Origin of the sequence: Paraclostridium bifermentans (assembly GCF_964259345.1) — a bacterium.
Lineage (GTDB): Bacteria > Bacillota > Clostridia > Peptostreptococcales > Peptostreptococcaceae > Paraclostridium > Paraclostridium bifermentans_B.
Window position 1 is genome coordinate 167,733 of the sequence record NZ_CAXVJR010000002.1, and the last position, 13,184, is coordinate 180,916.

Annotated in this window: 13 protein-coding genes; 12 read left to right on the plus strand and 1 reads right to left on the minus strand. The window is 26.4% G+C overall.

The genetic code is table 11. The features are described from left to right. Positions 1-223 precede the first annotated feature (223 nt). From ACEXNK_RS04885 to ACEXNK_RS04940, 12 genes are all read left to right on the plus strand, one after another. Entirely contained in the window at positions 224-865 is a 642-nt protein-coding gene (locus tag ACEXNK_RS04885) for a DUF2628 domain-containing protein (protein ID WP_373599226.1), read from the plus strand. A gap of 98 nt (positions 866-963) precedes the next feature. Beyond that, positions 964-1,443: a zinc ribbon domain-containing protein gene (locus ACEXNK_RS04890; protein ID WP_373599225.1), complete on the plus strand. Its 480-nt coding sequence runs from the start codon at positions 964-966 to the stop codon at positions 1,441-1,443. 2 nt (positions 1,444-1,445) lie between these two features. Next, complete coding sequence (locus ACEXNK_RS04895; RefSeq protein ID WP_373599224.1) at positions 1,446-2,195, plus strand: N-acetylmuramoyl-L-alanine amidase family protein; 750 nt, start codon at positions 1,446-1,448, stop codon at positions 2,193-2,195. 18 nt (positions 2,196-2,213) lie between these two features. After that, positions 2,214-3,176, plus strand: a complete 963-nt coding sequence (locus ACEXNK_RS04900) for a YARHG domain-containing protein (RefSeq protein WP_373599223.1) — start codon at positions 2,214-2,216, stop codon at positions 3,174-3,176. A gap of 175 nt (positions 3,177-3,351) precedes the next feature. Further along, the gene (locus ACEXNK_RS04905) at positions 3,352-4,389 is read left to right on the plus strand and encodes an NERD domain-containing protein (RefSeq protein WP_373599222.1); all 1,038 of its coding nucleotides are present in this window, start codon (positions 3,352-3,354) and stop codon (positions 4,387-4,389) included. 21 nt (positions 4,390-4,410) lie between these two features. Further along, complete coding sequence (locus ACEXNK_RS04910; protein ID WP_373599221.1) at positions 4,411-7,008, plus strand: UvrD-helicase domain-containing protein; 2,598 nt, start codon at positions 4,411-4,413, stop codon at positions 7,006-7,008. 78 nt (positions 7,009-7,086) lie between these two features. Next, positions 7,087-7,377, plus strand: coding sequence for a nucleotidyltransferase domain-containing protein (locus ACEXNK_RS04915; protein WP_373599220.1), 291 nt, complete (start codon positions 7,087-7,089; stop codon positions 7,375-7,377). Next, the gene (locus tag ACEXNK_RS04920; protein WP_373599219.1) at positions 7,370-7,759 is read left to right on the plus strand and encodes a nucleotidyltransferase substrate binding protein; all 390 of its coding nucleotides are present in this window, start codon (positions 7,370-7,372) and stop codon (positions 7,757-7,759) included. The genes ACEXNK_RS04915 and ACEXNK_RS04920 overlap by 8 nt, the downstream gene beginning before the upstream one ends. 104 nt (positions 7,760-7,863) lie before the next feature. Then, positions 7,864-8,667: a class B sortase gene (gene srtB, locus ACEXNK_RS04925; RefSeq protein ID WP_373599218.1), complete on the plus strand. Its 804-nt coding sequence runs from the start codon at positions 7,864-7,866 to the stop codon at positions 8,665-8,667. A 47-nt stretch (positions 8,668-8,714) separates the two neighbouring features. Then, on the plus strand, positions 8,715-9,278 hold the full coding sequence (locus tag ACEXNK_RS04930) for a helix-turn-helix domain-containing protein (RefSeq protein WP_373599217.1): 564 nt from the start codon (positions 8,715-8,717) through the stop codon (positions 9,276-9,278). Between the two features lie 235 nt (positions 9,279-9,513). Next, complete coding sequence (locus ACEXNK_RS04935; RefSeq protein ID WP_373599216.1) at positions 9,514-10,317, plus strand: YARHG domain-containing protein; 804 nt, start codon at positions 9,514-9,516, stop codon at positions 10,315-10,317. 138 nt (positions 10,318-10,455) lie between these two features. After that, complete coding sequence (locus ACEXNK_RS04940) at positions 10,456-11,757, plus strand: DEAD/DEAH box helicase (protein ID WP_373599215.1); 1,302 nt, start codon at positions 10,456-10,458, stop codon at positions 11,755-11,757. A 419-nt stretch (positions 11,758-12,176) separates the two neighbouring features. Here the strand turns inward: ACEXNK_RS04940 and ACEXNK_RS04945 are convergent, their stop codons facing one another. Further along, positions 12,177-13,106, minus strand: coding sequence for a hypothetical protein (locus ACEXNK_RS04945; RefSeq protein WP_373599214.1), 930 nt, complete (start codon positions 13,104-13,106; stop codon positions 12,177-12,179). Positions 13,107-13,184 lie beyond the last annotated feature (78 nt).

Consider the following 13,184-nt stretch of genomic DNA (forward strand, 5'->3'; position numbering starts at 1 on the left):
TATGTGTATAATGAGTAATGTAGGAATTCCAAATGGTAATAAAATGAAAATTATTATCAAAATAACGTTAATACATAATTGAAATTCAAATCAAAGGATAATAGTAAATAATTTAAAATTCTTAATGCATATAGTAGCTACATATTTTAATTAAAAATTTAAACAACATCTTAATATACAATTGGACTATTTAATAAATTATATATAAACAAGGAGATGCTTCATGGAAAAAATAAGTAGAGATACTGTATTTTGTTCAGCGTGTGGAACTAAAAATACCAGCATAAGCTCATTTTGCTCAAATTGCGGTAGTGAATTAGTTTCAAATAAACAAAATATAGACTACAAAAAAGACAACACCAACATACAAAGTAATGTAAGTAGCAACACAAACAATTATAGTGACTTAGACGATATAATGAAATTTGTAGGTAAGAATACTGGGTATTATCAAAACAAATTTGACACTATAACAAAAACAGGAAGCAAGACAACTTGGAACTGGGCAGCATTTTTCTTAAACATATACTGGTTACTTTATAGAAAAATGTACCTTCAAGCAGGTGGACTATTCTTAATAACAGTAGTATTAAACTGTATTCCTTATATAGGATGGATAGTATCTATAGGAGTATCAATAGCATTTGGTATGTACGCAAACTATATATACCTAGACCATATACAAAAGAAACTTAGCGAAATAAATATCTTAGATTATAGCCAAAGAGAATTTGCTATGCAAAAAAAAGGTGGAACAAACCTTGTTTTACCACTAGCAATAGTTATAGGTATGGCTGTACTTACACTTATAGCAATAGTAGGATTTATAATTTTATTCGGCATGGGTGCTATGTATTATTATTAAAAATATATATTAAATATATAAAAACAAAGAGGCTGACTCGAAATATGTATTTGTATACTTATATTTTGACAGTCTCTTTTTTCTGTGAGGAGGATTATATGCAAAATACAATAGAAAATGGAATATCTAAAATAGAAAAAGGATTTGAAAAGGGAAAAAATAAAATGGATTCAAGAAAAGAAATATCACAATTAAACAAAAAACTAAACGAATTAGACTCAAGAAAACAACAAAGCTTACAAGAACTAGGAAGCATGGTTTACAACTTAGTATCAAAAGGGCTTATCGAAAATGAAGAAATAAAGGAAAAATGCAACAACATAGCAGGATATCAACATTTAATATATGAAAACAAAAAGGAAGTAGAAGATATAAAAATACTAAAAGAAGGATTTAAATGTGGATGTGGAAACACTTTATACAGTGATGATAAGTTCTGTGGAAATTGTGGCAAGAAAGTTGAAATACAGGAAGAGGAAGTTACATATATAACATGTAGAAGATGTGAAACAGAAATTAATGAAGAAGCAAACTTCTGTCCATGTTGTGGAATAAAATTAAGCTTATTAGGGGAGTAGATATGAGTAAAAAAATCATATGCATAATTACAATATTATGTACCTTGTTAGTTTTAGGTGGTTGTAGTAACAAAGAAGAAAAAGATGTAAAAACTACAAAAGTAACTTTAAATACCATAGATGACGATGAAAAAACTATTGTTATAGATCCAGGACACTCATCTGTTGGAGATTTTGAAAAAGAGCCAATGGCACCAGGTTCCGATAAATTAAAATATAAAGATGTACTAGGTGCTAAAGGCGCATATACAAATATTTATGAAAATGAAACAACAGTATCTATAGGTAAACTTTTAAGAGATATACTAGCTGAAAAAGGATATAATGTCATTATGACAAAAGAAGATGTAGAGGATTCTATAAGTAATGTAGAAAGAGCTAAGGTAGGTAATGACAATAATGCCGATTTAGTGATAAGGATACATGCAGATTCAGCAGAAAGTAGTAGTGCAAAAGGCGCATCAGTACTTGTGCCTGCTAAAAATCAACACACAGAAGATATATACGAAACAAGTGCTACTTATGGAGAAAAATTAATAAATAATTATATTAAAGAATTAAACATACATAACAGGGGTGTTATAGAAAGAGATGATATGACTGGATTTAATTGGTCGGATGTTCCAGTTGTTTTAATAGAAATGGGATTTTTATCAAATAAAGAAGATGACAACTTTATAAGTGATGTATCTAATCATGAAAAAATAGCAAATGCTATAGCAAATGGTATAGATAATTGCTTTAGTGAGTAATTACGGAGGGGAAATTTAATGAACAAGTGCCAAAATTGTGGGAATCCACTAAAGCCAGGTATGACATTTTGCAACAACTGTGGAAGTAAAGTTGAGGTACAAAAAGAGACTAAACCTATAGATAATAACTATGGTAATGGAAATAATAATAAGAAAAAAGTATTTATAATAGCAGGGATAGTATGTGTATTAGTAGTTGTAGGGATTTTAATTGGTGGAAAAAGCTTAATGAATAAACCACAAGATGTTGAAGCTTATAATCAATCAGAAAAAGAAAATACTAATAAAGAAAATACTAATAACGATAGCAAAGATTACATAATAGAAGATAGTAGCACAAGATATTTAACAAAAGAAGATTTAAGTAAATATAGTAAAAAGCAATTAGCATACATAAGAAATGAGATATTTGCTAGAAATGGATATATATTTGATACAGAAGCATATTCTAATTATTTCTATGATAAGAGTTGGTATAAACCTAATCCAGAATTTAGTGGAAATGAATCAGAGTTAAACGATGTAGAAAAATCTAATGTAGCATTGATAAAAAAACTTGAAGGAAATAATAAAGATGAAAGTACTAGTACTAGCAGTAAAAGTAGTTCACAAGATAAAAAACAAATATATTTTGATAAACTAGCACAGTTAGAAAAGGAAGAAGAAAGTGTTCATAATGAATATAACTATGGTGAATTATGCGATGCTGATTATGTAACTGAAACTACTAAAGTTTATGAAGATTATGATAAAGTTTTAAATGAGATATATCAAGATTTAAATGCTACCTTACCTAGTGACACAATGAATGATTTAAGGGATATACAAAGAAACTGGGTAAAAGATAAGGAAGCTAAGCAAAAAGAGATTGAAAAAAATGAAACAGGAATGCATGTAAACTGGATGATAATAGGACGTAATGGAGCTTTAACACAAATGGTAAAAGAGCGTTGTTATGAACTGTTAAACTATTTCAATTAATATATGAATTATTAAAAAGACTATTGTGAAAACAATAGTCTCTTTTTATATAAATAACAAAGTCATTAGATTTATAAAGTGAATTTTATATGTTCGAAATAGTTAGAAAACATAATAATATAGAAAAATATGGTAAAATATAGGATAAGGATAATTTGAAAAAAGGGGTAAAATCATGTTAAATAGATTCATAAAAGTGGTAACAAACAAGCCAACAAACATAACTAAACCAGTATTTACAAAAGAATTTACTAAAAATAATAAACAAATAAAAGAACTTGAAAATTTATTGGACTCAGCTAATCAAAATTCGAAATCACTTATAGAAAATGATATAAAAAGATTAAAGTACGGATTAGTAGGAGAGAACAACATCTACTATGAACTAAAAAATAGCTTTATGCCAATGGTATGCCTACATGATATAAGAATAGAATACGATGGATTAACTGCACAAATAGACTTTATAGTAATAACTACTAAAAACATATTTGTAATAGAATGTAAAAACCTAATAGGAGATATATCTATAACTGATAAAGGTGAATTTATAAGATACAAGAAAAATAGCTACAAAAAACTAATATCTAAAGAGGGGATGTATAGCCCTATAGTTCAAAATGAAAGACATATAAATTTATTAAAAGAACTACTAAAAGATAAACTAGGCTATAAAAATAAATTAAAAAGAATAGAATCTTTAATCGTAACTGCAAATCCAAAAACTGTTATAAATAAAAAATATGCACCAAAAGATATAAAAGATAAAATAATAAGACACGACCAGCTAATAGAATATATATCAAATATAGAAAATAACAAAAAGATAGAATGGGTGTTTATAGAAGAAGATATGATGAATATATCAAATTGTTTAAAACAACAGCATAAAGAGTTAAACATAGATTACAAAGCTAAATACTCACTAGATAATGAAGTTCCTATCAAGGAAGTAACTATTAAAAAGGAAGCCCAAATTAATGAAAATATAAATTTAAAAACAGATGATGATATAAGAAATGATTTAAAAGAGTACAGATTATCAAAAAGCAAAGAAGAAGAAATAAAAGCTTATATGGTATTTAATAATGAAACTATGGAAGAATTAATAACTAATAAACCTAAGAATCTAAAAGAACTAGAAAATATAAAAGGATTTGGACCTGTTAAGATTCAAAAGTACGGAGAAGACTTAATAAATATTATAGGATAGTAATTTTCAAGGGGAGATATAATGAGCCGACAAAATAAATTAAAATACATAAGTGATAAAATAAAAGTAATAGAAGATGAAAGAACTAAACTTATAAATAACATTACAATAGGGGAACAATACCTAGACAAAAATTACAAAGACAAAATAGAAAACAACCTAAACAAAGATACAGGAAAAGTAATAGAATATAAAAATCAAATATCATTTATAGACAAGTTCTTAGATAAACTTATATATAGAAATAACTTGAACAAAAGAATAAAAAACTTAACAAGTGAAAATAACCATGAACTAGAAAATAAGCTACTAGAAAACAACAATATATTTATAAATAGAAAAAAAGAAGAATTAAAAGACTTTCTAGATAACGTAGAAGGTAAATGTCTAGATGAAAATCAAAGAGAAATAATCCTAAAAGATGAAATAAACAATTTAGTAGTAGCAGGAGCAGGGTCAGGAAAAACAACAGTAATAGTAGGTAAAGTTGAATACTTAATAAAACACTGTGGATATAACAGTAAAGATATATTAGTACTTTCGTTCACAAATAAATCAGCAAAAGAAATGCAAGAAAGAATAGTAAAAAGCTCTAACTGCCAAGTAGATGCAATGACATTTCATAAACTAGGCTTAAAGATAATAGAAGAAGTAGATAAAAAAGAACCAGAGATAACTGATAAAAACATAAATGATTCAATAGAAGAAATAATAAATGAACTACTTAAAGACAACAGTTATTTAAGCGTATTTAATAAATTCTTCTCAGAGCATATGCATGAATATAAAAGTAAATTTGACTTTAAAAACTTAAATGAATATGTAAATTACTTAAAAAGTTCTAATATAAAAAGTATAAAGGGAGAGAAATTAAAAAGCTTAGAAGAAGTATATATAGCAAACTTTTTCTATATGTACAATATAAACTACACATACGAAAGACAATACCCATACGTAAAAACTAAATACAAACCAGACTTTTATCTACCAGACTACAATATATACATAGAACACTTTGGTATAGATAAAAACGGAAATGTACCAGATTTCTTTGAAGGCAAAGATGGAAAAAGTGCAAAAGAAGTATATAACGAAGGGATAGCTTGGAAAAGAGAATTACACGAAGAAAAACACACTAAACTTATAGAAAGTTATTCTTATGAACAAAGAGATGGTGTTTTATTAGATAACCTTAAAAAGAAGCTTAGAAAAGAAGGGGTACAATTTAAACCTAGAGGGCAAAAAGAAATATTTGAAGATTTATTAAAACAAAATGACAACGAAATAAAATCTCTTATAAAATTAATAAGTGGATTTGTAAGTTATATGAGAGCCAACAACATAGAAATATCAACAGTACGTAAGAAAACTAAAGATGAAAGAAACAAAGCTAAAAGAGATAGAAAAATAGCTTTTGTAGAACTTATAATACCTATACTTGAAAGATATGAAAACTCTTTAAGAGAAAATAATAAGATAGACTTTTCAGATATGATAAACCTAGCTTTAAAATATGTAAAACAAAATAAATACACATCTGTATACAAATATATAATAGTTGATGAATATCAAGATATATCTTTAAATAGATTAAACTTGATAAAATCATTAAGAGATCAAAATAAAGCAAAACTATTTTGTGTAGGTGATGACTGGCAAAGCATATATAAATTTACTGGAAGTGAAGTAGCTTTATTTACAAACTTTAAAGATTATGTAGGATACACAGAATGTAGCAAGATTGAAAAAACTTATAGATACAATCAAAGTATAGTTGATATAAGTAGTAGATTTGTAGAGAAAAACCCAGAGCAGATAAAAAAAGATATACAAGGTAGAGGATATAAGCCTAATAGAAGTAAAACGGATATTATAAATGGAATAAAATCATCTGTATTTTTAAAATATGGATTTGATAATAAATCACTAAAAGCTAAATTAATAGATACACTTAGAAGTTTACCAAAGGATAGCGGTGTATTATTAATAGGAAGATACAATTTTGACATGAGAAACTTTTATGATGAAGTTGATATAATTCAAGTTGGAGAAAAAGTAATATTTAGAGAAAGAAGAGATTTAGATATAAAGTTTATGACAGTACACAAGTCTAAAGGTCTAGAAAGTGATAATGTAATTATAATAAATACGAGAAGTGGACAATTGGGATTCCCTAGTAATATAGAAGATGATTACGTTTATGAACTTTTAAATGATAATAAAAATGAATATGACTATGCAGAAGAAAGAAGACTGTTTTATGTAGCACTTACTAGAACTAAAAATAATGTGTATTTACTTGTAAATGATTTTGATAAATCCGATTTTATAGTTGAATTAGAAAAAGAGTATGGATATGCTAATGAAAAAAGGGATGTAGTATGTCCAAAGTGTTCTAGTAAATTAAAAGCAGATAAGTTTAATAATAAAGTTGTTATGAGATGTAGTAATGTTAATTGTGACTTCAAGGATTATAGTGTTAATGAGTATGATGTAGGTATTAATGGAAAATGTGAGATATGTGGCAGTGATACTGTTATAAGATCAGGGCCATATGGAATTTTTTATGGTTGTTCTAGTTATCCTTATTGTGATTGTACCAAACCTATAAGAGATTAAGTTAAACATAGACACATGCTATTTAAATCGATATAATGATTTATAAAGAAAAAACTAATATATAAAGGTGATTTGATGTTGGAAGAAAAATTAAAAAATGAACTTCAATTAATATTTTCTAAATACAAAGAGATAGAAAAAGTAATATTATTTGGATCAAGAGCAAGACAAGATAATAGATACAATTCAGATGTAGATATATGTTTATTTGGTAAAAACATAACACATTTGATACAAGCAAAGGTAAGTATGGACATAGATGAAATAAATACACCTTTAAGTTTCGATATATTAAACTTTAATGAGTTAAATAAAAAAGAACTTATAGACAATATATTAAGAGAAGGGATTGATATATATAATGGGTAAAAAATTAGATGAAAGAAAGCAAGATTTTTTCAAAGCTTTAAAGAGACTTGAAGAAGCATTAACAAAAGACTTAAGTGATGATATTATAGTTGATGGAATAATACAAAGATTTGAATTTACTTTTGAACAATCATGGAAAGTTATGAAATTATATTTAGAAGACCAAGGAATATTAGACGAAGCATTAGCACCAAGAAGTACTATAAGATGCGCATATAAACATAAACTAATAAGCGATGGAGATATATGGATTGAGATGATGTTGGATAGAAATAGAACATCGCATATGTATGATGAAACAACTGCACTTAACATAGTTAAATTAGTAAAAGAAAAGTATGTATATGAATTTAACAAATTAAAGGATTTTCTTGAACATTAAATTTGATTATAAGATAATGAAAAAATAAGTCTGTAGAAAATATTATATCTATAGACTTATTTTATATAATTTATTTTTCTAAAGATTTGAAAGGATTAAATTAAATGAAAAAACACATTAAAACTGCTATAAATGTAATATTAGTATTAATTTTGATATATAGCGGATATAAAATATATTCAAAATTAGCAGATTACAAAAAAGCTGATGAAACATATACTCAATTACAAGAAATACATAATAATCAAATTGCTAACAGCAATATTAATAACGAAGATAATAAGAAAAATGAACCTAGCGATGAAAATAAAGTAAATAATAAATCAAATGATGATAAAATTGGAAACAACGATAAAACTGAAAATAATAAGTCTTTAAGTGAAATAAATCCTGATTATAAATTTTGGTTAAACGTGGACAACACTAATATAAACTATCCTGTTGTTCAATGTGATAACAACAGTTTTTACTTAAAACACGACTTCTACAAACAAAATAGTAGCTCAGGAGCTATTTTTATGGACTACAGAGATAATCAAGAATCTCAAAATGTAATACTTTATGGACATAATATGAGAAACAAAACAATGTTTAACAACTTACTAAAATTTAAAGATGAAGCATTCTTTAATCAAAATAACAAAATAAAAGTTATGAAAGACAACCAAGAGTACATATATGAAGTATTTTCAGTTTATACAACAGAAGGTAATGATGATTACTTAACAACTAACTTTTCAAGTAATCAAGAATACCAAGACTATATAAATGATATTAAAAGTAAATCATTATTTAAATCTAATATAAACGTATCAGAAAAAGATAAAATAATTACATTATCTACTTGTAGTTATGAATTTGATGATGCTAGAACAGTAGTTCATGGAAAATTGGTTACACTATCTTAACTTGTACACTAACCCAAACTGGGTTACAATTGGATTGGGTGATTGTTATGGAAAATATAGGTATGAAAATAAAGACAGCTAGAAAAAAACATGGGTTAACTCAAGATGAGCTAGCAAAGCGGGTAGGTTTATCAAAATATGCAATAGCTAAGTATGAGCAAGGTCAAAGAGAACCAAATCTTGCTACATTAACTAAGATAATAGATGAATTAGAATTAGATTTTTGGGAAGTATGTTCTCATAAAAATTTAAATATAGAAGCAGCTAAGCCTTACGAAGAAGGTATAAAATTTGCAGAAGAAGTATGCTATAGAGTAAATAGAAAAAAACTTGCTAAAGAATGGTTAGATGTAACCCCAAAAGAAGAAATAATTTACGAACTTTTAAAAGAGAGTTCTGATTTGAATATACCTAAGAAATTAATGAAAATACAAAAGAAAGAATATGCTAAAAAACATGGTATAGTAGATCAAAATGAATGGCATAAAGTTCATTTGCACTATATGGAAATAAGAGAAGCTATATATATTGATATGGTAGAATCCATACTAGAAACTATAGAATTTAAAATGAAAGTTGCAGAGGAATTTATAAAAAGATATGAAGAGTAAAGTACTAAGTGAAATTAGTACTTTATTTTTATTGTAAAATAACTTTTAGTACATAAAAAATTTTCGAAATATATATAAAATATGTAAAAATACAAAAATTTACCTGATTGTACAAAATAAGAGTGTATAATAGAAAGTAATAAATATCTTAGTATAATTGAAAATGGAATTATTATTATATTTATAATTTGAAAGATATACTACAGATATGAAAATCAAACGGAGGAGATGAATTATGGATAAAAAGAAGATATTTGCAATGATAGGAATTGTTTGTTTAGTAGTTGTTATAGGTCTTATACTTGGAAGAAAAAGTTTAATGTATAATTATTATGTATTTAAAGGTGATAAACAAATACATATATCAAAAGCTATGGATTATTATGAAAAAGCTCTTAAAATAAAATATGATGAAGATGTAATAAATAAAATAGATGATAAAATTGTAAAGAACAAAGATTTTGAACATATATTATACGATTTACAAGATGTACTTAATGTAAAAGATTCAAATAAACTATATGCTAATGCTTATGCATTTAGAGCTAAAGAAAACTTTGAAAGTAACAATTATGAGACTGCTTTAAATTATTTGAAAAAAGCTGAGGAACATGATTATAATATAAAAGATTTTGAGTATTACAATGAAATAAAAGGTAATTACAAGGAAGATAGCAAAACAGATGATAAAATAGATAATAAAGATAAAGAAGAAAATAAAAAAGAAGATGAAAAAGATAAGGATGAGGATAAAAATAAAGACTCAGAAAAAACTGGAGGCTATATAATAGGTGATAGTAGTTCTAGAGCTTTAAATGAAGCTGAGTTAAGCAAATATAGTAAGAGTGAGTTAGCATATATAAGAAATGAGATCTTTGCAAGAAATGGATATGTGTTTAATAATCCAACGTACGCTAATTATTTCTCAGGAAAAAGTTGGTACAATCCAAATCCAAACTTTGGAGGCAATGAAGGTAATTTAAGTGCTGTAGAAAGATCTAATGTAGAGTTAATAAGAAAAGTTGAGGCTAGTAAGTAGATATATATTAGGATTTCAAAAATAATATGATGCTATTTTAAGAAAAAATGTGTATAATAGTAAAAAGACACTTGTAATTTAATGTTCAAGTGTCTTTTTTGTTAACACAAGAGATAAATACAAATCGAAGGAGCAAATATGTTATTTGAAAATTTAGATATAATAAAGCCTATACAAAAGGCATTAAAAGAAGAAGGGTATAAAAGTCCGACTCCAATACAAGAAAAATCAATCCCAGAATTATTAAAAGGAAAAGACTTATTTGGATGTGCTCAAACTGGTACAGGAAAAACTGCATCTTTTGCTATTCCAATACTTCAAAATATATATAATGAAAAAAGTAATTCAAAAGAAAGAAAAAGAAATATTAAAGCTGTAATATTAGCACCTACTAGAGAGTTAGCTATACAAATAGGTGAAAGTTTTGATAGTTACTCTAGACATATGAATATAAGAACTACAGTTATATTTGGAGGTGTATCACAAAATCCTCAAGTTTTGGCACTTCATGATGGTGTAGATATAGTAGTTGCAACTCCAGGTAGAATGCTTGATTTATACAAGCAAAAGTTTTTAAATTTAAAGAATGTAAAATATTTTGTATTAGACGAAGCTGATAGCATGTTAGATATGGGTATGATACATGATGTAAAAAGAATAATAGGATATCTTCCAAAAGTTCGTCAAAATATATTTTTCTCAGCAACTATGCCAAAAGAAATTTTAAAATTGGTAAACTCTATATGTAAGAATCCAACAAAAGTAGAAGTTGCACCAGTGTCATCTACAACAGAAACTGTTTCTCAGGGAATATATTTTGTAGGCAATAAAAAGCAGAAAATAGAACTACTTACACATGTTTTAAAAGATAAAGATATTAAGTCTTTATTAGTATTTTCAAGAACAAAGCATGGTGCTAACAAGATAGTAAAAGAGCTTGATAAGATAGGAATAGAATCTAGTGCAATACATGGAAACAAGTCACAAAATGCTAGACAAATGGCTTTAAATGATTTTAAACAAGGTAAGATTAAAATTTTAGTGGCTACAGATATTGCTGCTAGAGGTATTGATATAGATGGATTATCTCATGTAATAAACTTTGATTTACCTGAGTGTGCTGAAAACTATGTTCATAGAATCGGAAGAACTGGAAGAGCAGGACGTAGCGGAATAGCTATATCTTTCTGTGCACCAGATGAGCTAGATAGATATAAGAATATCGAGAAACTTATAAATAAAAAGATAGATGTTAAAGAGACACCTAAGTTAAAAGTTATTGAAGAAGTAGTTGTTAATAAACCTTCTAGAAATAATAATAGAAACAATAATAGAAATAATAATAGAAGAAGTAGGGAAGATAGATTTAGCAAAAATAATAAAAATAAATCTAATAATAGAAAAAAATCTAACAATAGAAATAAACCTAATAAAAAGTAAAATATTTATTATGATGCCGACGTATTTACAAAGCAAAGTTATTTTTATACGAATAATATAGATTGTATTTGTTTTGCCGAGGCTTAAGAGAAGGTGGATATATAGGTTTTGCTCCATACAAGCTGAGAAGAGCTTGTAAATGTCGCTGCAACCTATATATCCACCTTCTCTGTTTTTTATTTGTAAGTTTAAATATAGTATTATAGATATAGTATAGTTAATATAAATTACTACTAAATCCTATATCTATTTTTATATAGGCAAATTACTAAATATAGTCAGCATTAATCTTATATTAAGTATAGTATAATATGTGATAGATAAGTACAAACTAAGCAAGAATAAGGTGAACTAAAGACGAAAGTACAGGAAGTAAAATTGGACAATAACCAAAGAAGGTATTTATTACTTGATGATAACTATCTTAAGGAAGTTACTAAATCATATAACTTATAAAACTTTTCTTTAGGAACTTCATGAACCTCATTATAGTCAGGTGCTAGAAATATATGTGCAGTAGCACTATAAGAAGAATCTAAAAGCTCATTAATATCTGTCTTAGTAATAAAAGTATTAACTTGATTTTCATCACTAAATATAAACTCATTAGTTGTACCTAATAAAATAGAATGGTCAATACCTGAGCTAATAGCATTAAGTTGAAGATACATATCTATAACAACATCCTCATAAGCAGTAATAGTATATCCTTTTTCTTTATAAATTTTCCAGTATCCAAACTTGTAACTACCTGTCATATCTACTGTATCATCAATAGTATCCAGTTTTAAACCAAGTACATTTCTACAACTATCAAGGGTAAGATATCCATCGCTTTCTAATATTTCTAATAATAAAAGATAAGAATCAATAGTTTCCTTATTAAGTTCTATAAATTCAATATCAAAAGAAGAATCTATGGAGTTTAGTAGTTTTTTATGTGTATTTATAGAGCTGGATGTGACATGAGCACTAGCGCTATAAGTCTCATATAATTGTATTGATTTATTTAGATTATTAATATTTGTTTCTAATCTCAGGTCATGAAGAGAATTTTCAACAAAAGATATATCAAGTACCTTATCCTCATATTCAAAATCTAAAGATTGTACGCTAGAGGAATCGGTCTTATATGAGTCACGTCCAGTTAAATCTTTTACTATATCGTGAGTGGTTAGAGTTTCATCGCTGTATAAAATCTCAACATATTCTAAAAATGCACTTTCTAAATTATCATATTTAGATTTCGTGCTATCATACTTAGGCTCTGGATTTGGATTGATTGTAGCAATAAGGTATAATATAGGCAATATTATAATTAAAGGTATAATAAATTTTATTTTTTTCAAAATATCCTCCCTTAAAATTGAATATATTATATTTATATGATAGTAGATATATTTAGTTGATATTTTATCTTTTCCAAT